Origin of the sequence: Rhodococcus sp. 14-2470-1b (assembly GCF_002259415.1) — a bacterium.
GTDB lineage: Bacteria > Actinomycetota > Actinomycetes > Mycobacteriales > Mycobacteriaceae > Rhodococcoides.
Window position 1 is genome coordinate 59319 of record NZ_NPFY01000003.1, and the last position, 23446, is coordinate 82764.

Consider the following 23446-nt stretch of genomic DNA (forward strand, 5'->3'; position numbering starts at 1 on the left):
TCGAAAGGCTGGCATCGAGCATGTCCTCTTCCCCGTCGCAACCGTTCTCTGTACCGTTGTCGATCCTCGATCTGGCACACATAGGTCCAGGTGAAAGCGTCAGGGACAGTTTCGATGCGAGCGTCGAACTCGCCCGACACGCGGAGAAGTGGGGTTACCGGCGAATCTGGTACGCCGAGCACCACAACATGAGCACCATCGCGTCGTCGGCGACGAGTGTGCTGATCGGTCACGTCGCCGCCAACACATCCACCATCCGGCTCGGATCGGGCGGAGTGATGTTGCCCAACCACGCACCGCTGACGATCGCCGAGCAGTTCGGCACCCTGGCCACGCTGCACCCGGGACGCATCGATCTGGGTCTCGGCCGAGCACCGGGTAGCGACCAGCAGACAATGCGCGCGATGCGCCGAGACCCGTCGTCGGCGGACCGATTCCCGCAGGAAGTTCAGGAACTTCAGGGGTTCCTCTCCGACAATTCCCTCGTGCCGGGCGTGGTGGCCACGCCAGGCGCAGGCACGGGAGTGCCGCTGTACATTCTGGGGTCGTCGTTGTTCGGCGCGCAGCTCGCGGCCGCCCTCGGTCTTCCGTTCGCTTTCGCATCGCACTTCGCACCCGATGCGCTCGAGCAGGCCGTATCGATCTATCGCCGTGAGTTCCGCCCGTCGGACCAGCTGGACGCCCCCTATGTCATCGCGGGTGTGAACGTGATCGCGGCCGACACCGAAGCCGATGCGCAGCAACAGTTCCTCGCCACCAAACGCAGTAGGGTCAGCTTGCTGCTCGGCCGTGGGCGAACCTTCACCGACGAGGAAGCGGACATGCTTCTCGACGCGCCGCAGGGCCGACAGATCATGCAGATGACCAAGTATTCGGCGGTGGGAACACCGGCAACGGTCCGGGATTACCTCGATCGGTTCGTGCGCCACGCCGACGCCGACGAGTTGATCGTGGCGTCCGGAGTCGTCGACCGGGCATCGTGGCTGCGGTCCTACGAACTCCTCGCCGAAGCGACCGGTCTGCGGAGTGAGGAACACGCAACCAGCGCAGTCTGATCGAACCGTCCTGCATATCGCCCGCAGGCACCGGTTCCGAGTATCGTGGGCCACGCTGGTTGCCAGGGGGGCACGAGCGGAGTGACTGTGCGCGACGGGGGAACATCAGTGACGAGGGACGAGCAGTGACGGGGGATGTTTCGCAGGCCGTGAACGGACACGGTGCGCGGTTGCAGCCGAACTCGGTGGAACCGAGCACCAGGAACGACACGCGGGGTCGAGGCGCTGCAGCGCCGCTCGATCTGTGTCGATTGACCGTGCTCGCCAAGTCCGCACAGGTGGACATGGCTCTACCCACCGACGTGCCGATCTCGTTGTTGATTCCGGGCATCGTCGACATCGTCGATTCGCGTGCGTCAGCCGGCAACGACAGGCACGGCCGGGACTGGGTGCTGTCCAAAGTCGGGATGCCGCCGATCTCGGGCACTGCAACCCTCAACGAGGCGTCCGTCCGCGACGGCGAACTACTGGTTCTCGGTACCGCCGACGCCCCGGCGCTGCCGCCCCTGCACGACGATCTGATGTTCGCGGTGGCGTCCGTCGACAGCACGGGGGGTGGCTCGAGGGACGGCCTGTGGACAGCCGCCACCGCGCGGCGAGTGGGTTTCGTGACAAGTGCATCGGCGGTGTTGCTCGCCTGCATCGCCGCGATGCTTCCACTGCTGCAACTCGGCGGCCGCGTCGACGCCGGTCAGGTCGACGCCCGAAGCGTCACTGCAGCCGTGGCCGCGGCGACGGCTGCCGTGCTGATGATCGTTGCGGGAACCGTCGTCGGGAGATTCTATCGGGGCGACAGCACCGGTGTTTTTCTGTCCGCATGCGCGCTTCCACTTATGTTCGTGGCCGGATCTCGTTTCGTTCCCGGAGAATTCGGGGCACCGCACCTGGTGCTCGGCGGGGCTCTCGTCGGCGCCTCCGCCGTTCTTGCACTGCGTATCGGCGGCCATGGGTCCGCAGTGTTCACCGCGGCGAGTGCCGCGGCAGTCACCGTGTGTGCAGGCGCAACGGTGTCGATGTTCACCGATCTTCCGGTGAGCACCATCGGAGCGGGGACCACCGTCGTTGCGTTGGCCGGCTTGGCGGCCGCACCTCGTGTGTCGATGATGCAGGCAGGACTTCCACTACCGCCTGTACCGACGGCAGGTGCTCCGCTCGACGACGCAGGCGACGAAGACCCCACCAGTGCGGCCGAACTCGCCGATCGGGCGCGGCGAGCCCGTAGTCACCTGACCGGTCTCGTGTGTGCCGGCGGCGCGGCGGCCACGGGTGGCGCACTTCTGGCTGCGCTCGGATCGAGCGACGCCATCTATCGGCCGGGCGTGTCCCTTGCACTCGCGACGGCCTTGCTCCTGTTGTTGCGCGGGCGAACCTTCGCGCAGGTGAACCATGCGCTCCCTCTCGTCCTCGGCGGTGCTTCGATCCTTCTGGCCTTGGTTGCGGCCGTCGTGTTCACGCCGGCCGTGTCCGATTCGGACACGATTCAGCTGGCAGCCTTCGTCGCATGCGTCGCTGTGGCGCTCGTAGCGCTGTTCTTCGGTTCATCGGTGCCCACCAGGGAGTACTCCCCCGTCCTTCGGCGCACTGCAGAGCTGGTCGAGTACGCGGTGATCGCCACCGTGATCCCACTCGCGTGCTGGGTGTGTGGCCTGTACACGGCCATGCGCGCGCTGTGACGGTCCGATCGAGTCGGCGCGCCCAGGCACGAACACTGGCGGTGCCGATTGCTGCCGCGGTGATGGCGGCGACCATCGGAGCCGGTGTCGCGAGCGCGGACCGACCCGTCGTCGATCCGGGACTGCTGCCCGAACCGGGGCCTGCCGCCCCGCTCGATCCTACCGAGCAACGAAACGCTTGTGTACCGGTCTCCGAAATTGCCGACGGCAGTGCGATTCCCGCGGAACTGCAGGCACTGGACTTCGGGTCCGTGTGGCCGATTACCCGAGGCGCCGGGCAGGTCGTCGCCGTCATCGACACGGGCGTCTCACCGCACCCGAGACTGCCGGGACTGCGGCCGGGAGGCGACTACGTCCACAGGGGCGACGGACTGTCCGATTGCGACGCCCACGGAACTCTCGTTGCTGGTCTGATCGCCGCGTCTCAGGTGGAGGGCAGCGGCTTCGCCGGTGGCGCTCCGGAAGCTCAGATACTGTCGATCCGCCAGTCGAGCAACGCCTTTCGCGTCGTCCGGGAAGGCGGTGAGCCCGACACCGAGGATCCCGCTGCCGCGAACGCATCGGGCTACGGCAATGTGATGACGATGGCGATGGCCGTACGCACTGCCGCGGACCTCGGCGCGACCGTCATCAACATCTCCGAGGTCGCGTGCGTACCGGGCGGTACAGGTCCCGTCGACGGCCCCTTGGGCGCCGCGATCGAGTACGCCGTCACTGTCAAGGACGTCGTTGTGGTCGCTGCCGCAGGCAACACCGGAGGCGGCGGGTCCGCGTGCGCCACGCAGAACCCCCTTCCCGACCCGACCGATCCGTTCGCCGATCAATGGGATCGCGTCGCCACCGTCGCGACACCGGCATGGTTCGACGATCAGGTTCTCACCGTCGGGTCGGTGAACCCCGATGGATCACCGGCAGCGTTCACCCTCGCGGGCCCGTGGGTCGACGTCGCGGCCCCGGGCACGGCGATGACGTCTCTGTCGCCGACGGGGACAGGACTCGCCGGCGGCACCATCGACAATCAGGGTGGTGTGACTCCGATCCAAGGGACGAGTTTCTCGGCTCCCCTGGTCGCCGCGGTTGCCGCATTGATCAGGGCGCACCGGCCCGACCTTCGGGCCGCCCAGGTGATCGAACGCATCGAGGCGACAGCGCACGCACCCGCCGAGGGCTGGAATCCTCTCGTCGGTCACGGCGTCGTCGATCCGCTGGCCGCGGTTACCGGACAGGTACGCACCGACTCTGCGCAATTCCCTGCCTCGCCGGTCGACATCGCCGCGCCACTCGTGCCGGAGCCGCCCGACACCCGGCCGCGGACGGTGGCTCTGACCGGCGCGGCGGCGGTCGGTGTCGTCCTCGTTCTGGGTCTCGGATTGTCACTGCCTCTGCGGCGCCGAGTCCTCCCTCATTCGGACGGAAGCAGGGCTGCGTCCGGATCTGGTCCGACACCGTCGTGAGCGGTCAAGGCTGCGTCTCGACTCAAAGCCGGCCCCACGCCGAGCAATTCGACTATCTGCCAGGGTGCGGACGCAGCCGCTCCGAAGCCCAGTGCCTTCGCCGCGTCCGCATCCGCGACCCCGTACCGCACGCCGGTGTCGGCCACGAAGAAGTATCCGTCTCGTCGCACGCTCGTCGGCGAGATCCCCGTGGTCTGCACGAAACCTCCGCTACCCGGCTGCACGAACACTTCGTCGGCCGCAGGTCCCCCACCGTCGGCCTGCGCCAACGCAACGGGTCGAGCAGAGTCCGGCAGCGGAAGCACTCTGCCCGAGGAGAATTCGAGACGTGCGGTGGGGCCGCCGTCGGGCGCGTCCTGTGGGAGCCAGGCCACGCAGCCCACCGGCTCGGACTCTCGGTCGACGATCGACGGACGGGACCGCGGAAAAGTCTTCACCGCGAGCGAGTCGGCCGACGGTGCATCGCTGAGTGCGTCGGGAGTCAACGAGTCGATCTCCGGACTCCCCTGCGAGTCGGCGAACGTGATCAGCTGCGCGGTGGCAACGCTGACCTCCTGAATCCCCTCGGAGAGGACCACGTAGTAACGATCCTCGGTGTCGACCACTTTCACCACCGAGCCGACGGTCTTCCCCGCAAGCGAGTAGGCGGGTAACTCGCCCGCCCGCGGAATCAGCGGCGGTGCGATCGGAGGAACCACGGGCACGGTGTTGGCCAGTGCCTCGCTGACTCCGGATGGCATGGTGTTCTCGAGCCCGAGCGCTCGAACGACCGACCTGTCGTTCAGATCGATCGCGGCGCGTACACCGTCGTAGACGAGAAAGACCCCGTCTCCGGTCTCCCACAGGAAAGCCTGGGTGTCCTGCAATTGTTCGATGCCGTCACCGCGTCGGGGATCGCCTGCGATCACGGTCGTGCCCGCCACGGACCCCGCCCCGCCAACGGTGTCGCAGACGCTCCACGCGACCGACGTACCGTCGACGTCGTACGGCAGCGACGACGGCGCACCGGGTATGCCCACCAACGCCCCTCGCGGCCTGTTCGCGAGCTCGCTGTCCTTGACGATCGTCGGATCGTCCGCCTGCCCGACGACGAGGCGTGCCGACGCGAGATTCAGCACGGGATGGAAGGTTTCGTCGACGCGGACGAACATCGCGCCGGATTCCTTGCCGACGACGATCGCCGAGTCGCCGATCTTGTCCTGGGGCCGCAGCAGAGCGAGCGCTGCGCACCCGGCAAGTCCGATGCACGCGATCACGAGACCGACTGCGAGTGCACGGGATTGAGAGCGCATGGGGTCGTGCAGCATTCGCACGTCCCGCCGAACCAATGCGTGTTCCATTCGGCGGACGAGGAATCTGTATCCGCCGACCTGCCATTTCGTTGTCGGCGTCGCCGCCACGGTGCCCCCTACCGTTTCCTCGGACCCGACTCACCCTCGGGTCCGTCCCCGGCGCACACCCTACTACCCACCCGGCCACGACCGCCGTCGACGACGGCTAGGGGACGGCGAGCACGAGGTTTCAACATCGTTGCGCACAGCGTAGAGTCGCCGCTGAGCCGCGATGGGGGTCCGGCTCGTCACACGGACAGCCTTCGGGGGAGGATTTCATGATGGCCGCGCTACCGGGGCGCCGTCGCCCGACCCCGGCCCGTTCGTCGGTATTTCGAGCACCGACCCTGCGTCGAGCTCTGGGAGTCGAAGTATTCGCGGTCCTGATCTGCCTCTCGGCAGTTGTTGCCGAGCTTCCGCCCCTCACCGTCGTGCTGTGTGCACTGCCGTTCGCGCTGCTTCCGTTCGTCGTCGTGGGCGGACGCCCCCTCCTCGACTGGGGGTTCACGTCGGCTCGATATCTGGCGGGGACCGTCCCCTCGACAGGCGTCACCACGGAGTACATCGACGGCGACGGAACCGCCGTCGGAGTGCACCGGCGAGGGAGCATGGTCTCGTGTGTGTTGGAACTTCTCCCGACACCTGGAGCCACCACCAGGCTCGGACGGTCGACCGCCGTGACCGACTCTGCGTTCGACCTCGGCGACCTCACTGAATCGCTTGTCCAACACGACATTTCGCTGAGCCGAATCGACATCGTTTCGCACGGGTCGAGAACGGCACCGGGATCACCTGCGACGGACGTGTACGAGAACCTGATCGGCCCGCTCCCCGCCGTCTCTGCTCGGTCGGTATGGGTCACCGTGACGCTGGACGAGCGGAAGAACCGTGACGCAGTCGACGCTCGTGGCGGCGGCCGCGACGGTGTGGACCGGACGATCACGATCGCTACCCGGCGGGTTGCGCGGGCGTTGGAGGCCGGTCGCGTACGTACTCGGACGCTCACACGCTCGGAGATTCACGCCGCCACCTCACGCATGTGCCGCGGGACGTCGTTCGAATCCCTCACCCAGCGTTGGTCGTTCGCTCCTCTGCCGGGGGTGATCAGGACCGGTTTCGGGATCGATTGCCGAGGGCTGGACACCGAAACTCTCGAAGATCTGTGGTCGGTGCCCGCGTCCACGTCGACCGTCGTCCTCCGAATGCAGCCGAGTTCGGGTGTCGGCGGGGTGTTGCTCTCCGGATCCTGCGGATTCGTCACCAGGTCGGCAGTCCCGACGCCGTCCATTCCGCGTCCGGTGTCGATGCGTGGTCGCCAACGGGAAGCCCTGCTCACGTCACTGCCACTCGCGATCACCGCCCGCGGGTACGCCGATCCCGTCAGATCCATCGACCACGATCACGCAGCACAGCTCCGGTTGCCGACGTCGGGATGCGGGCAACTACTCGGTTCGGACGCATCCGGCCACGGAGTCGCGGCGCGGATCCATGGCACGGACATCGGATCGGTTCACGTCGCCGGCGAGCTGTATCTTGCCCAGCAGCTGGTCTTCAGGGCTGTTGCCACGGGTGCACGAATTCTGATTCGTACCGACCGACCCCACGCGTGGGGTCCGCTCGTCGACTCGCTTGCAACCCCCGAGCGGTTGAGAATCGACGGAGGCCCGCACCGAACCGGTACACGGGTGGATCTGGTGGTGCACGACTTCTCCGACACGATGAGCACACCGGGTCAGGTCCGCAACGACGGCGTCACCGTGCTGACACTCACCGAGCAGATTTCACGAACACCGATGCCGGACCCGACGGTGTCCATACACCAGCCGGGCGCAGCCGGTGATCGCATCCGGGTTCGAACGTCCACGAGCGAGGCGGAACTGGTCCTGGTCACCGTCCCGCAGGAAACCGCGTTCATCGGCCGACCGAGAAGTCTGCGGCGCTCGAACTCGGCCTACTGACCGGCTCCTAGGAATGCGGATACGGGTCGACAGCGCCTCGAGCCGCTGCAGCCGACGCCCACCACCACAGCTGATCGAGCATTCGGTTCGCTGAATCCAACTCCGGTCCGGTCTCAGGAATCCGATTGCCGCCGAAGATCTTTCGCGCACGCGCGAATCCGACACTGTCTCGCACCGTCACCATGTGCAGTTCGGTTGCAACCGAACGCAACTGCTCCACCGCTCGCACTCCCCCGGACATGCCACCGTAGGACACGAACCCGATCGGCTTGCCTCGCCATTCGTATTTCAACGTGTCGAGTGCGGTCTTCACCGACGCGGGATAACCGTGGTTGTATTCGGGCGTCACGACGACGACCGCGGCGGCCGACGAGATCGACTCGGCCAGTCTCTCAGCCCCCGCCGACGGCGACAGATCCGGCCGCAGCTCCAATTCCAGCAGATCGAGCAGCGACACGGAGAACTCCGCCCGCTTCCCGGCCACATCCACGAACCACTGGGCCACCGACGGCCCCAACCGCTGCGGCCTGACGCTCCCGACGATCACCGCGAGTTCGACGCGACCACTGCTCATCGGTCGAGCCTAACGGCGACCGGTCAGCAACAGAATCCGGAGGCCGGAATCTCCGGACGGACTTCGCGGGTTGCTGCATTGCGTTCGGCGAGTTCCTCGTCCCGTGGATAGTCGACACCCACCAAGGAAAGACCGTGTGCCGGAGCGACCGTCACCGCGCTGGACCTCGAGCGGGTCTCGAGCAATGACGCCGTCCACTCCGGACTTCGTCGTCCCTCCCCCACCGCCTGCAGAGCGCCCACCAAGCTCCTGACCATCGACCAACAGAACGCGTCCGCGCTCACGTAAGCCGTGACGTGGTCGCCGTCCCGCTGCCAGTCGAACCGTTGAAGCTCACGGACCGTGGTTGCACCCTCGCGGCGCTTGCAGAATGCGGCGAAATCGTGGAGCCCGACGAGCCTCGCCGACGCGTCGCGCATCGCGTCGAGGTCGATCTCCCGCGGCCACGACACGATCGCTCGACGGGCCAACGGGTCGACTCCGTAGCGTGCCACGCTGAATCGGTACTCGTAATGCCGCCGCAGCGCCGAGAAGCGTGCGTCGAAATCCTTGCTGACCGTCGTCAATGCCGTGACACGCACGTCGGTCGGTAGGAACCTGGCCATTCGTCGTATCAGCCGATCCGGTTCGTCGACGCCACCGACCACGTCGGCGTGCGCGACCTGTCCACGTGCGTGGACGCCCGCATCGGTGCGGCCGGCGACGGTCAATTCGACGGGCTGACGTAACACTGTCGAGAAGGCTTCCTCGAGAACACCGCACACCGTACGGATCCCTGGCTGACGTGCCCAGCCGGAGAAGTCGGTTCCGTCGTAGGAGATGTCGAGGCGCAGTCTCTGGGACGCCGAAAAAGCGGACCCGCCGTTCCCGGTGGGAACGACGGGTCCGCTTGCGCTGAACTCCGAGACCAAAGTGGACTAGTCCTTCTTGCCCTGGTCTTCGGTGGACACAGCTTCGGCGTCGGACGCGTCCGACGCATGAGCGTCCTTGTCCTCGATGCCCTCGACGACGGCCTCGGCGTTCTCGACCTGAGCGTCGGTCGCGTCGGCTTCGACAGCCTCGACGACGTTCTGCTCGTCCGACTCTGCAGCGGCGGGAGCCTCTGCAGCAGCCGGCGCGGTCTGCGACGCCTTCACGCGACGAGCGCGATCGGCCTCGTTGGACACCGTCTGCTCGTTGACGAGCTCGATGATGGCCATCGGTGCATTGTCGCCCTTGCGGGGGACGGTCTTGATGATGCGTGTGTAGCCACCGTCGCGATCGGCGAAGAACGGCCCGATCTCGGCGAAGAGCTTGTGCACGACATCTTTGTTGTTGATCGTCTTGAGAACCTCACGACGATGAGCGAGATCACCCTTCTTGGCGTGGGTGACAAGCTTCTCGGCGTGCGGACGAAGGCGCTTGGCCTTCGACTCGGTGGTGGTGATGCGGCCGTGCTCGAAGAGTGCCGTCGCCAGGTTGGCCAGGATGGCCTTCTGGTGCGACGCCGACCCGCCGAGACGGCGGCCCTTGGTGGGCTTGGGCATGATGAATCTCCTAGTAAGAGCTCAAAGCGAGCTGATTACAGCTGTTCTGTCTCGGCGTAGTCCTGCTCGGCGCCTTCGCTGTCCGCGAAGGATCCAGCATCGGTGTCGCTCCACGTTCCCGTGGTGGCGTCGTATCCGGGCACGGTGGTCGGATCGAAGGACGCGGGGCTGTCCTTGAGCGAGAGGCCGAGCGAGTGCAGCTTGACCTTCACCTCGTCGATGGACTTCTGTCCGAAGTTACGGATGTCCAGCAGATCGGACTCGGTACGGCCAACCAGCTCGCCGACGGTGTGAACACCCTCGCGCTTGAGGCAGTTGTAGGAACGGACGGTGAGGTCCAGATCCTCGATGGGGAGTCCGAAGGAAGCGATGTGGTCGGCCTCGGCAGGCGAGGGTCCGATCTCGATTCCTTCTGCTTCGACGTTCAGCTCACGGGCGAGGCCGAAGAGCTCAACCAGGGTCTTGCCCGCCGAAGCGAGCGCGTCCCGCGCGGTGATGGAGTTCTTGGTCTCCACGTCGAGAACGAGCCGATCGAAGTCGGTGCGCTGTTCGACGCGAGTGGCCTCCACCTTGTAGGTGACCTTGAGCACGGGCGAGTAGATCGAGTCGACCGGAATACGGCCGATCTCTGCGCCCGAAGCCTTGTTCTGAACGGCGGGGACGTAACCGCGACCGCGCTCTACGACGAGCTCGATCTCCAGCTTGCCCTTGTCGTTCAAGGTCGCGATGTGCAGATCCGGGTTGTTCACCGTGACGCCGGCCGGGGGAACGATGTCGCCTGCGGTGACAGAGCCGGGGCCCTGCTTGCGGACGTACATGGTGACCGGCTCGTCCTCTTCGGAGCTCACGACGAGACCCTTGAGGTTCAGGATGATGTCGGTGACATCTTCCTTGACTCCGGGGACAGTGGTGAACTCGTGAAGAACGCCGTCGATACGGATGCTGGTGACAGCAGCGCCGGGGATCGACGACAGCAGGGTACGGCGGAGCGAGTTGCCGAGGGTGTAACCGAAGCCAGGCTCGAGCGGCTCGATGACGAATTTCGAGCGGTTGTCGGCGATGACCTCTTCGGTCAACGTCGGGCGCTGTGAAATGAGCATTGTGTGTTCCTCCTGTACGGACGTCCGCTATTTGACGTCCACGTATGGAGGCGAGAACGCCTGCGGGTATCGGTGACACCCGCAGGCGTTCTGCGCCTTACTTCGAGTAGTACTCGACGATGAGCTGCTCCTGGAGCGGCACATCGATCTGTGCGCGCTCCGGTACCCGGTGAACCAGGATGCGAAGGCGGTTGGGAACGACCTGCAGCCACGGGGCAACCGGACGATCGCCGTAGCTCTCGCGTGCAACCTGGATCGGGAGAGTCTGTGCGGACTTCTCGCGGACATCGATGATGTCGTACTGCGAGACGCGGTAGCTGGGGATGTCCACTCGCTGGTTGTTGACCAGGAAGTGTCCGTGCGTGACCAGCTGGCGTGCCTGACGACGCGTGCGAGCGAGGCCCGCACGGTAAATGACGTTGTCGAGTCGCGTCTCGAGGATCGTCAACAGGTTCTCACCGGTCTTGCCGGGGCGCTTGTTGGCTTCCTTGTAGTAGAGACGGAACTGCTTCTCCATGACGCCGTAGGTGAAGCGTGCCTTCTGCTTCTCCTGCAGCTGGAGCAGGTACTCGCTCTCCTTGATCCGCGCGCGACCGTGCTGGCCGGGCGGGTAGGGGCGACGCTCGAACGCCTGGTCGCCTCCGACGAGGTCGACGCGCAGACGACGCGACTTGCGGGTAGCGGGACCGGTATAACGTGCCATTTTCTAAACCTTCCTTCCCGCTAGACCCGACGCCGCTTGGGCGGACGGCAGCCGTTGTGCGGCTGAGGGGTGACATCGGAGATGGTGCCGACCTCCAGGCCAGCAGCCTGGAGCGAACGGATAGCGGTCTCACGGCCGGAGCCGGGACCCTTGACGAACACGTCGACCTTCTTGACGCCGTGCTCCTGCGCCTTGCGGGCAGCGTTCTCGGCTGCGAGCTGCGCGGCGAACGGAGTCGACTTACGCGAGCCCTTGAAGCCCACATGTCCCGACGACGCCCACGAGATGACGTTGCCTGCCGGGTCGGTGATCGACACGATCGTGTTGTTGAACGTGCTCTTGATGTGCGCAGATCCGTGCGGGACGTTCTTCTTGTCCCTGCGACGCGTCTTCTGCGTCTTCTTCGGGCCTGTACCGCGTGCTTTAGGGGGCATTACTTCGCCTTCTTCTTGCCGGCAATGGTGCGCTTGGGGCCCTTACGGGTGCGCGCATTGGTCTTGGTGCGCTGTCCACGTACGGGCAGACCACGACGGTGGCGAAGGCCCTGGTAGCAGCCGATTTCGATCTTGCGACGGATGTCGGCCTGCACCTCGCGGCGCAGGTCGCCCTCGACCTTGAGGGACTCCTCGATGTACTCGCGGAGCTTGGTCAGATCTTCGTCGGACAGATCCTTCGAGCGCAGATCCGGGCTCACGCCGGTTGCGTCGAGGATCTCCTTCGAGCGGGTACGGCCGACGCCGTAGATGTAAGTCAGTGCGATCTCCATGCGCTTTTCGCGCGGCAGATCCACACCTGCGAGACGTGCCATGTGGCAATCCTTTTCATGTCCGGAGGTCTGCTCCCAGTCCGTCCCCTGTGCCTCTGTACTGCCGAGAACCTTGCGGCTCTCCAAAACTCAGTGGGGCCCCGGCCTCCGTGCCGGGGGTGTGCCGCAACGCGAATGTTGCGGTTGGTGCTGGGAGGTCTTCTTCTAGCTATGTGCCAAGCAGAAACGCGAATGCTCGGTGGTTATCCCTGACGCTGCTTGTGACGCAGGTTGTCGCAGATGACCATGACTCGCCCGTTACGACGAATCACCTTGCACTTCTCGCAGATCTTCTTGACGCTCGGCTGAACCTTCACGTCGTTGATCTCCTGTGTGTAGCCCTCGCGCACCGCACAGCGGTACGTCGCGAGCATGGTTCTCTCCGACCGGACCTGGCCGGAGAAGCTTGTTACTTGTAGCGGTAAACGATGCGTCCACGCGTGAGGTCGTACGGAGAGAGCTCCACTACGACGCGATCCTCGGGGAGGATGCGAATGTAGTGCTGGCGCATCTTTCCACTGATGTGTGCGAGCACCTTGTGGCCGTTCTCGAGCTCAATGCGAAACATCGCATTGGGCAAGGGTTCGACTACCCGGCCCTCGACCTCGATGGCACCGTCTTTCTTAGCCATATCCTCCGCGTCCCTGGCTTTACACCTGGTTGATTGCATCTGTTTTGCGTTACCGTGATGCTCACTGGCCACCGACCGAAGTTCGGGGAATGAACCGGTCGAACAACCGCCGGCTTGCGCAGGCATGCGAACAACCGGAACGCAGAGCGCACCGCCGACCTATGCTACCGGCAAAGTCGCACCAGGCCAAATGACGTGATCATCCGTGGCAAGCTCGGTTGATGCGCGCAGTCATTCAACGGGTGTCGGAAGCATCCGTCACGGTGGGGAACGACGTGGTCGGCTCTCTGACACCGGCCGACGGGGTCCAGGGCCTGGTCGTCCTCGTCGGCGTCACGCACTCCGACGACGCACACGTCGCCGACGCGGTGGCGGACAAGATATGGCGGATGCGAATACTCGACGGTGAGAAGTCAGCAGCCGACGAATTCGCGCCGATCCTGGTGATCAGCCAATTCACGCTCTACGCCAACACGGCAAAAGGACGCCGACCGTCGTGGAATCAGGCTGCGCCTGGTTCGGTTGCCGAACCACTGGTCGATCGTGTCGTACATCGACTGCGTGACCTCGGCGCCACCGTCGAGACCGGACGATTCGGGGCGCACATGAAAGTGTCGCTGGTCAACGACGGACCGGTGACCATCACCCTCGAACTGTAACTACTCGCGCGTCGAAGTACTCGCGCGTCGAAGTACTCCGCCTTGTGTGTTACTCCGGCCGCAAGGTCAGAATGCGGGGCCCGTCCTCGGTGACGGCGACGGTGTGCTCCCAGTGAGCGGCGCGGGAGCCGTCGGTGGTGACGACAGTCCATTCGTCGTCGAGAATCTCCGTCTCGTACGTACCGAGCGTCAGCATCGGTTCGATCGCGAGAGTCGACCCGACCACGAGTTCGGGGCCTTTGCCCGGAGCGCCTTCGTTGGCCAGAAACGGTTCCATGTGCATCTCGCGGCCGATGCCGTGGCCACCGTAGCCGTCGACAATTCCGTATTTGCGGCCGTGCGACTCCTCGGCCGCATGCGTTCCGTTCTCGATGGCGTGCGAGACGTCGGTGAGCCGGTTACCCGGCAGCATCGCAGCGATGCCTGCCTCCATCGACAACCTCGTGGCCTCGCTGAGCAACTGGTCGGCTTCGATTATGTCGCCGACGCCGAACGTCCAGGCGGAATCACCGTGCCAGCCGTCGAGAATTGCGCCGCAGTCGATCGAGATCAGATCGCCGGTGACGAGGACATCTGCCGCGGAGGGGATTCCGTGAACCACACGGTCGTTCACCGACGAGCAGATGCTGCCGGTGAACCCGTGGTAACCCAGGAAGGACGGAACTGCGCCCGCGTCACGGATGACAGCTTCCGCGACGCGGTCCAGCTCCAACGTCGAGACACCTGGCTTGGCCGCGTCGCGCACGGCAACCAGCGCGGCGCCTACTACGGCGCCGGCCGCAGCCATGGCGTCGAGTTCGCCGGGGCTGCGGAACGGCACTACCTTGCGCTTACGACCGAACGCCATTACTTGTCGTTGCCCTCGATCGCTTTCAGCGCACGAGCGCTGACTTCCTCGACGTCCCCGATCGCGTCGACGGTCACGATCTGGTTCGTGTAGTAGTCCAGCAACGGTGCGGTCTCGTCGCGGTAGACCTTGAGGCGATTGCGGATGACGTCTTCCTTGTCGTCCTCGCGTCCGCGAGCAAGCATGCGCTCGACCACGACGTCCTCGTCCACGACGAAGGACAGAACGGCGTCGAGCTCGGCGCCGAGATCGGAGAGAATTCCGACCAGCGCTTCCGCCTGGCCGACGGAGCGAGGGAAACCGTCGAGCAGGAACCCGTTCACGGCGTCCGGCTCTGCGAGGCGGCTGCGGACCATGTCGACGGTCAGCTCGCTCGGCACGAGATCACCGGCGTCGAGGTACTTCTTCGCTTCGATTCCCAGTGGGGTCTTCTCACCGATGTTGGCGCGAAACAGATCGCCGGTCGAGATGTGGGGAACACCCAGCTTCTCCGACAGGACTGCTGCTTGGGTGCCTTTGCCTGCACCGGGAGGACCAAGAAGAACGAGTCTCACTTGAGGAACCCTTCGTAGTTACGCTGCATCAACTGACTTTCGATCTGCTTCACGGTATCGAGGCCGACGCTGACCATGATCAGCACGGCGGTGCCACCGAACGGCAGGTTCTGCGCGCCGCCGGAGCTTCCGATGTCGAGGAACAGGTTGGGCAGCACGGCGATGGTGCCCAGGTAGATAGCGCCCGGCAGGGTGATGCGGCTGAGGACGTAATTCAGATAATCGGCGGTCGGCCTGCCCGGACGGATTCCGGGGATGAAGCCTCCGAACTTCTTCATCTCGTCGGCACGTTCTTCTGGGTTGAAGGTGATGGCGACGTAGAAATATGTGAAGAAGACGATGAGGCCGAAGTAGATGGCGATGTAGACCGGGTTCGCCGGATTCACCAGATACTCGTTGATGATTCGCTGCCACCAACTGGGGTCCACGGCGGTGCTTGCGGACGTGAGCTGGGCGATCAAGTTCGGTAGGTACAGAAGCGAGGACGCGAAGATCACCGGGATGACGCCGGCCTGGTTGACCTTCAGCGGCAGGTACGTCGACGAGCTGCCGTACATCTTCCGGCCCACCATGCGCTTGGCGTACTGGACGGGAATTCGGCGCTGACCCTGCTCGACGAACACCACGCCGGCGATGATGAGGAACGCAGCGACGCAGACGAGCGCGAAGACCAGGCCGCCGCGGCTGTCGAGGATGGACTTTCCCTCGGACGGGATGCGAGATGCGATGCCGGCGAAGATGAGGAGCGACATACCGTTGCCGACACCACGTTCGGTGATGACTTCACCGAACCACATCACCACGGCCGCACCTGCGGTCATGACGAGAACGATGATGACCAGACCGAAGATCGACTGATCGGCGATGATGTCCTGCTGGCATCCCTGAAGGAGCTGTCCGCGTGAGGCGAGAGCGACGAGGCCGGTCGCCTGCAGGATCGCGAGTGCGATCGACAGGTAACGCGTGTACTGCGTCATCTTCGCCTGGCCGGACTGGCCCTCCTTGCGGAGTTGCTCGAACTTAGGGATGACGACCGTCAGGAGCTGAACGATGATGCTGGCCGTGATGTACGGCATGATGCCGATCGCGAACACCGACAGCTGCAGCAGCGCACCGCCGGAGAAAAGGTTGATGAGCGAGTAGATGCCCGCTTGGTCGCCACCGGAGACCTGGTCGATGCAGGCTCGGACGTTGGCGTAATCCACACCCGGGGACGGAAGCGTAGCGCCGAAGCGGTACAGGGCGACCAGACCGAGTGTGAAAAGGATCTTCCGTCTCAGGTCAGGGGTCCTGAGGGCCGACACGAAGGCGGAAAGCAAAGATCCTCCTGGCACGACTGCGATGGCATCGAAACATGCATCGAGCCACCAGGCTCTAGGCTGTTCGATCTTGGACTGCGCACGACATGGGTCGTCCGCATGAAACGCATGTTCACGTAACTCTAGAACTCTAACAGTGCGCGGCGATCCGCCGGACGGACAGTCCACGGACGACCCGAACGGTCGGCCGGCGACCTGCCGCACTGGCAGCGATGGCCGCAGCGTGCCCCTCGAAAAGGGTTGCCGCTGCGGCCATCGTCACACTGTGTGCTCACTCGACCTGAGTCGACTCAGCGGCTATACCTCGGTTGCAGAACCGCCGGCAGCGGCGATCTTTTCCTTGGCGGAACCGGTGAACTTGTTGACGGAGATGTCGACCTTGACGGTCAGCTTGCCGTCGCCCAAAACCTTGACGGGCTCGTTCTTGCGGACTGCGCCCTTGGCGATCAGGTCAGCGATGCTGATCTGGCCACCCTCGGGGAACAGGCGCTCGATGTCGCGAAGGTTCACGACCTGGAACTCGACACGGTTCGGGTTGGTGAAGCCCTTGAGCTTCGGGAGACGCATGTGAAGGGGCATCTGGCCGCCCTCGAAGCGTGCCGGCACGTTCTTGCGTGCACCGGTTCCCTTGGTACCGCGACCTGCGGTCTTGCCACGCTTGCCACCTTCACCACGGCCGACGCGAATCTTCGCCGACTTGGATCCGGGTGCGGGGCGCAGGTGGTGCAGTTTGATGGTCATGGTTAGACCTCCTCAACTGTTACGAGGTGGCGCACCACGTTGACCAGTCCGCGAGTCTGCGGGGTGTCTTCGCGGACGACGGACTGGCGGATGCCTTTGAGTCCGAGGGTCCGCAGGCTGTCCCGCTGGTTCGACTTCTGGCCGATGGTGCTCTTGATCTGAGTGACCTTCAGCTGTGCCATTACTTCACCGCTCCTGCCTGTGCACGCGCACGCAGCATTCCGGCAGGTGCAACCTCTTCGAGGGTGAGGCCACGGCGAGCCGCGACTTCCTCGGGACGCTGCAGTTCCTTGAGGGCTGCGACGGTGGCGTGAACGACGTTGATGGCGTTGTCGCTACCGAGCGACTTCGACAACACGTCGTGGATGCCTGCGCACTCCAGCACGGCGCGAACAGCACCACCGGCGATGACACCGGTACCGGCGCTGGCCGGGCGGAGCATGACGACGCCTGCTGCTGCCTCACCCTGGACGGGGTGCGTGATGGTGCCGCCGATCATCGGGACGCGGAAGAAGCTCTTGCGGGCCTCTTCGACACCCTTCTGAATGGCTGCGGGAACTTCCTTGGCCTTGCCGTAGCCGACGCCGACCAAGCCGTTGCCGTCTCCGACGATGACGAGGGCGGTGAAGCTGAAGCGACGACCACCCTTGACGACCTTGGAGACGCGGTTGATCGCGACTACGCGCTCGATGAAGTTCGACTTCTCGGCAGCGTTTCCGCCACGCGAGTTGTCACGGCGGTCGCGTCCACCACGGTTGTCGCCGCGGTTGTCGCCACCACTGTTGGGTCCACTGTTCTGTCCGGCGGGGCCATTTCCGCCGTCACGCCGTTGACGTCCCGGCATCAGGCTGTCCTTCCGTTGTCAGTTGCAGTCATCATCAGAATGCCAACCCGCCTTCGCGAGCGGCATCGGCCAGAGCCGCGATGCGGCCGCTGTAGCTGTTGCCGCCACGGTCGAAGACGACCGCGTCGATTCCAGCTGCCTTGGCGCGGCTGGCGATGAGCTCGCCGACCTTTGCGCTCTGTGCCTTCTTGTCTCCGTCGAGCGCACGCACGTCGGCTTCGATCGTCGATGCGGAAGCCAGCGTGTGGCCTGCCAGATCGTCGACGAGCTGAACGTGGATGTGGCGCGAAGAGCGGTTGACGACCAAGCGAGGACGCTCGGGCGTTCCGGAGATCTTCTTGCGGAGACGGAAGTGGCGACGCGCCTTCGAGAGGCGACGCTTCGTCGAGATGTCCGTGCCGCGAGGCGTGCGGTCGACCTTCGCCTTGTCTGCTGTTTGCTGGCTCATATCACTTACCCGTCTTTCCGACCTTGCGGCGGATAACTTCACCCTCGTAGCGGATGCCCTTGCCCTTGTACGGGTCCGGACGCCGCAGACGACGAATGTTGGCAGCGATCTGGCCGACTGCCTGCTTGTCGATACCGGTGATGGTGAAACGCGTGGGCGACTCGACCGTGAAGGTGATGCCTTCCGGCGCCTCGATCAGCACAGGGTGGCTGTATCCGAGTGCGAATTCGAGGTCTCTGCCCTTCAGCACCGTTCGGTAACCGACGCCGTGAATCTCCATCTTGGTGGTGTAACCGTTGGTGACACCGGTGATGAGGTTCGCGACCAGGGTGCGCGAGAGACCGTGCAGTGCACGGCTACGACGCTCGTCGTCGGGGCGGGTCACGGCAATGCTGCCGTCATCCGCGCGTGCGATCTGGATGGGCTCGGCGATCGTCAGGCTCAGGGCGCCCTTGGGGCCCTTGACCGCGACGTTCTGGCCGTCGATCGTGATGTCGACGCCCGCGGGGACCGTGACCGGCAATTTTCCAATACGTGACATGGTGGTGGCCTCCCCTACCAGACGTAGGCGAGGACTTCTCCGCCCACACCCTGCTTGGCCGCCTGACGCTCTGTGAGCAGACCGGTGGACGTGGAGATGATCGCCACGCCCAGGCCGCCGAGAACCTTGGGCAGATTGGTGGATTTTGCGTATACGCGAAGACCAGGCTTCGAGATACGACGCACGCCTGCGAGGCTGCGCTCACGGCTGGGCCCGTACTTCAGATCGACGATGAGGGTCTTGCCGACCTCGGCGTCTTCGGTGCGGAAATCAGCGATGTAGCCCTCACGCTTCAGGATGTCGGCGATGTTCGCCTTCAGCTTCGAGTGGGGAAGCTTCACCTGGTCGTGGTACGCCGAGTTGGCGTTGCGCAGACGGGTCAAGAAGTCTGCAATTGGATCGGTCATCGTCATGGTGTGACCTGTGCACCTTTCTCGCAGCGGTTCCCATGCAACACGTGCGAGCTGGTGCCCCCTGGGTTGGCGAACAACCCGGGCCTGGCTCGTCACATCGTGGGCCTACAACGAAGTGAACATGTCCTGACCGACTGTTGCCGGTCAGGGGTTGCGCTCCAAGCAATGCATCGCTGCACTGCCAGGTGTTTCGAGCTTCCGCGTGGTGATGCCGCGTGCGAAGAACTCGAGGTTGCGTCTGTATTGCAAGGACTCGTGTGCAGGCACGACGAAGCCCGGGCAACCGCACTAGTGTAGGCAACCGGTGGGCAAACTCCAAATCGTTCGTACTCAGTCCTGATCCAGCCTGTCGACGTCGATGCGCGGCGCACCCTGCCCCGTTGCTCGGTTGACGATGTAGGTGACCGCCCACAGGACGACGCCGAGCAGGAGCATGGCACCGGCGATCTTGTACTGAATCATCTGCGAATCGGTTCGAGCCCACGGTCCCACCAGGAACAGACACAGCACTGCTCCCGCGACCGGCACCCAGAACGGCGCACGGAAGAACGTCTTGTCCGCCCGTTGCTTCAGCACCAGGCAGGCGACGTTCACCACGGCGAAGACACCGAGCAGCAGCAAGCCGGTGGTTCCCGACAGTGCGCTGACCACCGAATTACCGGACAACCGATTGACCACGACAATCAGCACCACCGCGAGCAGCGTGGTGAAAAGGATTGCGGTCCAGGGTGACCGGCGTTTCGGAAGCACCGCTCCGAGCGCCGTCGGCAGGACTCGCTGACGGGCGAGACCGTAAACGCATCTGCTGGCCATCAACATGTTGATGAGTGCAGTATTGGCCACGGCGAAGACCGTCATGTACGGGAAGATCTCGTCGATGGGGAGACTCGGCGCGCCGACGCGCACCACGTGCAACAGAATTCCTTCACTTCCCGAGTCGTAGTTCAGCGGTAGAACGGCGATGACCGCGACAACGACCAACACGTAGATCAGGCAGGCGATTCCGAGACCGGACAACATCATCTTCGGAAAGATCTTCTGCGGCTCTTTCGTCTCCTCGACCATGTTCACGGAATCCTCGAAACCGACCATGGCGAAGAACGCGATCGTCGTGGCGACCGTCACCGCGAGAAACATGCCTTTCTCGTTCTGGTCCTCGAACACCACGAGGTTGGCGATATCGCCCTCGGCACTCCCCCGGCCCACCGCGACGAATCCGATCACGATGACAATTGCCAGCGCGGCCATTTCGATACCCGTCAGCACAACGTTGAATTTCACGGATTCGCCGACGCCTCTGAGGTTGATCGCAGCGAGAAAACCCATGAACAACAGTGCGACGACGAGTTGAGCCGTCGAGCCTGTCGGGATGTCGAACCAACCGAGTCCGTCTGTGGTGCTGAATGTTTCGTGTAGCCCGGCGAGCAAATTGCCTGCCACGACGTTCGACGATGTGGCCGCGCTGGTGATGCCCGAACAGATCACGGCGAAAGCCACGATGAATGTCGCGAAATGAATTCCGAAAGCTTTGTGGGTGTACAGAGCCGCGCCCGCGGCCTGCGGGTATTTCGTCACCAGTTCCAGGTAGGAAAAGGCTGTGAGTGTCGCGACGACGAATGCGAGCACGAACGGTACCCACGCGATACCACCGACGTTGGAGATCATGTCGCCCGTGACGGCGTACACACCTGCACCGAGGATGTCGCCGACGATGAACAGGAGCAGTAGCCCTGGCCCGAGGACGCGTTTCAGTTCGCCTTGTTCTTCTTGCGCTTCGTCGTGCTTCAGTGTTGCCATGGCGAACCTCCGAAAGCGTCGGTTCGGTTCACGATAGACCTGCAGGCGGGGTCTGGATACTCGAAACGTCCACCCGTTGCAGCCGGGTCGATCGACTTCGATAGTGCAGGCAGAGGGCGCACACGAAAAACGGGCGTGGGTTCCTTTCGGAACCCACGCCCGTCAGCGTGATGCGTCAGCGTGGTAACTACGCGAGGCCCTGAGACATTGCCGTTTTCAGGGCCTCGAGGTCACCAGGAGCTCTTGTGAACGCCGGGGAGTTCTCCGCGGTGCGCCATTTCGCGAACGCAGATACGGCACAGGCCGAACTTGCGGAACACGGAGTGGGGACGGCCGCAGCGGTTGCAACGCGTGTAACCACGCACTGCGAACTTCGGCTTCTTGTTGGCCTTGTTGACCAATGCCTTCTTCGCCATGGACTCAGTTCTCCTTGAACGGGAAGCCGAGGTGCTTGAGCAGCGCGCGGCCTTCTTCGTTGTTGGTTGCGGTGGTCACCACGGTGATGTCCATGCCGCGCGGACGATCGATCTTGTCCACGTCGATCTCGTGGAACATCGACTGCTCGTTGAGGCCGAACGTGTAGTTGCCGTTGCCGTCGAACTGCGTGCCGGAAAGGCCGCGGAAGTCCCTGATTCGGGGAAGGGCAATGGAGGTCAGGCGGTCAAGGAACTCCCACATGCGGTCGCCGCGAAGCGTGACGCGGGCACCGATGGGCATTCCTTCGCGGAGCTTGAACTGTGCGATGGACTTGCGGGCCTTGCGGATCTCCGGCTTCTGGCCGGTGATCGCTGCCAGGTCGGCAACTGCACCGTTGATCAGCTTCGCGTCGCGGGCGGCGTCGCCGACACCCATGTTGACGACGACCTTGACGACACCGGGGATCTGCATGACGTTGTCGTATGCGAACTCGGTGTTCAGGGCGTCCTTGATCTCGGCGCGGTAGCGCGCCTTCAGCCGGGGCTGCGTGTTCTCAGTGGTAGTCATCTCAGATGTCCTTCCCGTTCTTCCGGGAAACACGAACGCGCTTGCCGGTCTCTTCGTCGGTCCGGTAGCCCACGCGAGTGGGGTTTCCGTCCGAGTCGATGACTGCAACGTTCGATACGTGGATCGGGGCTTCCTGCGTGACGATTCCGCCCGAGGATGCGCCACGCTGGTTCGCGGAAACCGCGGTGTGCTTCTTGATCCGGTTCACGCCCTCGACGAGGACCTTGGAGTCAGCGGGGTAAGCCTGAATGACCTTGCCCTTGGCGCCCTTGTCCTTGCCGGCGATCACGAGAACGGTGTCGCCCTTGTGCACCTTCATTTACAGCACCTCCGGGGCGAGCGAGACGATCTTCATGAACTTCTTCTCACGCAGCTCGCGGCCGACCGGGCCGAAGATGCGGGTTCCGCGAGGATCGTTGTCCGGCTTGATCAGCACGGCAGCGTTCTCGTCGAAGCGGATGTACGAACCGTCCGGGCGACGACGCTCCTTGACGGTACGGACGATGACCGCCTTGACGACCTCGCCCTTCTTGATGTTTCCACCGGGGATGGCGTCCTTCACCGTAGCTACGATGATGTCGCCGATTCCGGCGTAGCGACGTGACGAGCCACCGAGAACGCGGATGCAAAGGATTTCCTTCGCGCCCGTGTTATCAGCAACGCGTACTCGCGACTCCTGCTGAATCACAAACTTCTCCTAGACCTGGATGTGCATACGTGCCGGATTTCCGTCCCGACACGCGCGGTCGGCTACCGCGGAGCGGGCGCACGAAGACACACCGCTGCCACAGGCAACCGGTCAAGTGTAGGGGACGCACCGGATCGATTCCAAATCGCGGCTGGTCGACACCTACGCATCCCTCACATCTCCGGGTTACCCGACGCATGGCGGACTGCGCCTGTGGACCGCGCCGCACGTCGTGCACACTGGAGCACGTGAAGACCCTCGCCCGCGGGGAGAATTGCCCCGCTCCCTCTGGGACGTTGACTGTCACGCTCCGGACTTCGGCTGCAGTCGACGTGTCGGCACTTCTGCTCGGCGCAGGTGGCAAAGTGCGCTCGGACGACGACCTGATCTTCTACAACCAGCCTTCCGGCCCAGGAGTGCAGTACCACCGAGACCCGAGCGGCCACCGGATCACCGTCGACCCCGAACGAATCCCCGCAGCTGTCGAGACAGTGGCCATCACTGCCTCTCTCGACGGCACCGGTGCACCGACGTTCGCTGCCTCCGGGCCCGTCGAGACGAGTGTCGACGACTCCACCGGGACCACCGTCGTCATGTATCCGGCCGACGCATTGGGCGCCGAGAATGCACTCGTCTGTCTCGAGATCTACCGACGCGGTGACGCCTGGAAGATCCGTGCCGTGGGGCAGGGCTTTTCCGACGGTTTGGCCGGTGTAGCGACCGCGTTCGGGATCACCATCGACGACGACAAAAGTCCGACGGCCGACACCCCGAGTCCCGAACCCACCCCGAGTCCGACCC

Annotated in this window: 31 protein-coding genes; 6 read left to right on the top strand and 25 right to left on the bottom strand. The window is 64.2% G+C overall.

The window, feature by feature from the left end; translation table 11 throughout:
• The first annotated feature begins 20 nt into the window (after nucleotides 1-20).
• The 3 genes from CH293_RS01485 (at nucleotide 21) to mycP (ending at nucleotide 4182) form a co-directional block, all read left to right on the top strand.
• Nucleotides 21-1055, top strand: a complete 1035-nt coding sequence (locus tag CH293_RS01485; RefSeq protein ID WP_037108901.1) for an LLM class flavin-dependent oxidoreductase — start codon at nucleotides 21-23, stop codon at nucleotides 1053-1055.
• A 125-nt stretch (nucleotides 1056-1180) separates the two neighbouring features.
• On the top strand, nucleotides 1181-2728 hold the full coding sequence (eccD, locus tag CH293_RS01490; protein WP_255122657.1) for a type VII secretion integral membrane protein EccD: 1548 nt from the start codon (nucleotides 1181-1183) through the stop codon (nucleotides 2726-2728).
• Nucleotides 2686-4182 (top strand): type VII secretion-associated serine protease mycosin, encoded by a 1497-nt coding sequence (gene mycP, locus CH293_RS01495; RefSeq protein ID WP_094719150.1) that lies wholly within the window; start codon nucleotides 2686-2688, stop codon nucleotides 4180-4182. Before eccD ends, mycP begins: the two co-directional genes overlap by 43 nt.
• Here mycP and eccB read toward each other — a convergent pair.
• Nucleotides 4131-5582, bottom strand: coding sequence for a type VII secretion protein EccB (gene eccB / locus CH293_RS01500; protein ID WP_094719151.1), 1452 nt, complete (start codon nucleotides 5580-5582; stop codon nucleotides 4131-4133). The genes mycP and eccB overlap by 52 nt on opposite strands.
• A 212-nt stretch (nucleotides 5583-5794) precedes the next feature.
• Between eccB and eccE the strand changes: the two genes are divergently transcribed.
• Nucleotides 5795-7471 carry a type VII secretion protein EccE gene (eccE, locus tag CH293_RS01505; RefSeq protein ID WP_255122658.1) on the top strand — a complete coding sequence of 559 codons (1677 nt, stop codon included), beginning with the start codon at nucleotides 5795-5797 and terminating at the stop codon, nucleotides 7469-7471.
• 7 nt (nucleotides 7472-7478) lie between these two features.
• Here eccE and CH293_RS01510 read toward each other — a convergent pair whose 3' ends face one another.
• From CH293_RS01510 to infA, 9 genes are all read right to left on the bottom strand, one after another.
• Entirely contained in the window at nucleotides 7479-8045 is a 567-nt protein-coding gene (locus tag CH293_RS01510; protein ID WP_094719153.1) for an NADPH-dependent FMN reductase, read from the bottom strand.
• A 23-nt stretch (nucleotides 8046-8068) separates the two neighbouring features.
• A complete protein-coding gene (gene truA, locus CH293_RS01515; RefSeq protein WP_094719154.1) occupies nucleotides 8069-8956 on the bottom strand; it encodes a tRNA pseudouridine(38-40) synthase TruA in 888 nt (295 codons plus the stop codon).
• Nucleotides 8957-8962: 6 nt separating this feature from the next.
• Entirely contained in the window at nucleotides 8963-9571 is a 609-nt protein-coding gene (gene rplQ, locus CH293_RS01520; RefSeq protein ID WP_094719155.1) for a 50S ribosomal protein L17, read from the bottom strand.
• 35 nt (nucleotides 9572-9606) lie between these two features.
• Nucleotides 9607-10671 (bottom strand): DNA-directed RNA polymerase subunit alpha, encoded by a 1065-nt coding sequence (locus tag CH293_RS01525; protein ID WP_019663576.1) that lies wholly within the window; start codon nucleotides 10669-10671, stop codon nucleotides 9607-9609.
• 97 nt (nucleotides 10672-10768) lie between these two features.
• On the bottom strand, nucleotides 10769-11374 hold the full coding sequence (gene rpsD / locus CH293_RS01530) for a 30S ribosomal protein S4 (protein ID WP_019663575.1): 606 nt from the start codon (nucleotides 11372-11374) through the stop codon (nucleotides 10769-10771).
• 20 nt (nucleotides 11375-11394) lie between these two features.
• Nucleotides 11395-11808 carry a 30S ribosomal protein S11 gene (gene rpsK, locus CH293_RS01535; protein ID WP_019663574.1) on the bottom strand — a complete coding sequence of 138 codons (414 nt, stop codon included), beginning with the start codon at nucleotides 11806-11808 and terminating at the stop codon, nucleotides 11395-11397.
• Complete coding sequence (gene rpsM, locus CH293_RS01540; protein WP_019663573.1) at nucleotides 11808-12182, bottom strand: 30S ribosomal protein S13; 375 nt, start codon at nucleotides 12180-12182, stop codon at nucleotides 11808-11810. The genes rpsK and rpsM overlap by 1 nt, the downstream gene beginning before the upstream one ends.
• Nucleotides 12183-12382: 200 nt before the next feature.
• Nucleotides 12383-12496, bottom strand: coding sequence for a 50S ribosomal protein L36 (gene rpmJ / locus CH293_RS01545; protein WP_025347279.1), 114 nt, complete (start codon nucleotides 12494-12496; stop codon nucleotides 12383-12385).
• Between the two features lie 92 nt (nucleotides 12497-12588).
• Complete coding sequence (gene infA, locus CH293_RS01550) at nucleotides 12589-12810, bottom strand: translation initiation factor IF-1 (protein WP_005140011.1); 222 nt, start codon at nucleotides 12808-12810, stop codon at nucleotides 12589-12591.
• Nucleotides 12811-13031: 221 nt separating this feature from the next.
• On the opposite strand from infA, the gene dtd reads away from it, so the two are divergent.
• Complete coding sequence (dtd, locus tag CH293_RS01555; protein WP_037108925.1) at nucleotides 13032-13469, top strand: D-aminoacyl-tRNA deacylase; 438 nt, start codon at nucleotides 13032-13034, stop codon at nucleotides 13467-13469.
• A 49-nt stretch (nucleotides 13470-13518) separates the two neighbouring features.
• Here the strand turns inward: dtd and map are convergent, their stop codons facing one another.
• The 15 genes from map to rplN form a co-directional block, all read right to left on the bottom strand.
• Nucleotides 13519-14316 (bottom strand): type I methionyl aminopeptidase, encoded by a 798-nt coding sequence (gene map, locus CH293_RS01560; protein WP_037108927.1) that lies wholly within the window; start codon nucleotides 14314-14316, stop codon nucleotides 13519-13521.
• A complete protein-coding gene (locus CH293_RS01565; RefSeq protein WP_037108929.1) occupies nucleotides 14316-14870 on the bottom strand; it encodes an adenylate kinase in 555 nt (184 codons plus the stop codon). Before CH293_RS01565 ends, map begins: the two co-directional genes overlap by 1 nt.
• A complete protein-coding gene (gene secY / locus CH293_RS01570) occupies nucleotides 14867-16189 on the bottom strand; it encodes a preprotein translocase subunit SecY (RefSeq protein WP_094719156.1) in 1323 nt (440 codons plus the stop codon). Before secY ends, CH293_RS01565 begins: the two co-directional genes overlap by 4 nt.
• A gap of 130 nt (nucleotides 16190-16319) precedes the next feature.
• Nucleotides 16320-16445 carry a hypothetical protein gene (locus CH293_RS28445; protein ID WP_255032762.1) on the bottom strand — a complete coding sequence of 42 codons (126 nt, stop codon included), beginning with the start codon at nucleotides 16443-16445 and terminating at the stop codon, nucleotides 16320-16322.
• Between the two features lie 41 nt (nucleotides 16446-16486).
• Nucleotides 16487-16930, bottom strand: a complete 444-nt coding sequence (rplO, locus tag CH293_RS01575; protein ID WP_019663566.1) for a 50S ribosomal protein L15 — start codon at nucleotides 16928-16930, stop codon at nucleotides 16487-16489.
• Between the two features lie 2 nt (nucleotides 16931-16932).
• Nucleotides 16933-17112 (bottom strand): 50S ribosomal protein L30, encoded by a 180-nt coding sequence (gene rpmD / locus CH293_RS01580; protein WP_019663565.1) that lies wholly within the window; start codon nucleotides 17110-17112, stop codon nucleotides 16933-16935.
• The gene (gene rpsE / locus CH293_RS01585) at nucleotides 17112-17774 is read right to left on the bottom strand and encodes a 30S ribosomal protein S5 (RefSeq protein ID WP_037108938.1); all 663 of its coding nucleotides are present in this window, start codon (nucleotides 17772-17774) and stop codon (nucleotides 17112-17114) included. Before rpsE ends, rpmD begins: the two co-directional genes overlap by 1 nt.
• A 34-nt stretch (nucleotides 17775-17808) precedes the next feature.
• Entirely contained in the window at nucleotides 17809-18222 is a 414-nt protein-coding gene (gene rplR / locus CH293_RS01590) for a 50S ribosomal protein L18 (RefSeq protein ID WP_020111156.1), read from the bottom strand.
• A 1-nt stretch (nucleotide 18223) separates the two neighbouring features.
• The gene (rplF, locus tag CH293_RS01595; RefSeq protein ID WP_037108941.1) at nucleotides 18224-18763 is read right to left on the bottom strand and encodes a 50S ribosomal protein L6; all 540 of its coding nucleotides are present in this window, start codon (nucleotides 18761-18763) and stop codon (nucleotides 18224-18226) included.
• Nucleotides 18764-18777: 14 nt separating this feature from the next.
• Complete coding sequence (rpsH, locus tag CH293_RS01600; protein ID WP_019663561.1) at nucleotides 18778-19176, bottom strand: 30S ribosomal protein S8; 399 nt, start codon at nucleotides 19174-19176, stop codon at nucleotides 18778-18780.
• A gap of 330 nt (nucleotides 19177-19506) precedes the next feature.
• Entirely contained in the window at nucleotides 19507-20973 is a 1467-nt protein-coding gene (locus CH293_RS01605; RefSeq protein WP_094719157.1) for an APC family permease, read from the bottom strand.
• Between the two features lie 230 nt (nucleotides 20974-21203).
• The gene (locus CH293_RS01610; RefSeq protein ID WP_019663559.1) at nucleotides 21204-21389 is read right to left on the bottom strand and encodes a type Z 30S ribosomal protein S14; all 186 of its coding nucleotides are present in this window, start codon (nucleotides 21387-21389) and stop codon (nucleotides 21204-21206) included.
• Nucleotides 21390-21393: 4 nt separating this feature from the next.
• Nucleotides 21394-21957: a 50S ribosomal protein L5 gene (gene rplE / locus CH293_RS01615; protein ID WP_019663558.1), complete on the bottom strand. Its 564-nt coding sequence runs from the start codon at nucleotides 21955-21957 to the stop codon at nucleotides 21394-21396.
• A 1-nt stretch (nucleotide 21958) separates the two neighbouring features.
• Nucleotides 21959-22276, bottom strand: coding sequence for a 50S ribosomal protein L24 (gene rplX / locus CH293_RS01620; RefSeq protein ID WP_019663557.1), 318 nt, complete (start codon nucleotides 22274-22276; stop codon nucleotides 21959-21961).
• Nucleotides 22277-22645: a 50S ribosomal protein L14 gene (gene rplN / locus CH293_RS01625; protein WP_008718280.1), complete on the bottom strand. Its 369-nt coding sequence runs from the start codon at nucleotides 22643-22645 to the stop codon at nucleotides 22277-22279.
• 248 nt (nucleotides 22646-22893) lie between these two features.
• Between rplN and CH293_RS01630 the strand changes: the two genes are divergently transcribed.
• A partial coding sequence (locus CH293_RS01630) for a TerD family protein (protein ID WP_255122659.1) occupies nucleotides 22894-23446 on the top strand: 553 nt, incomplete at its 3' end.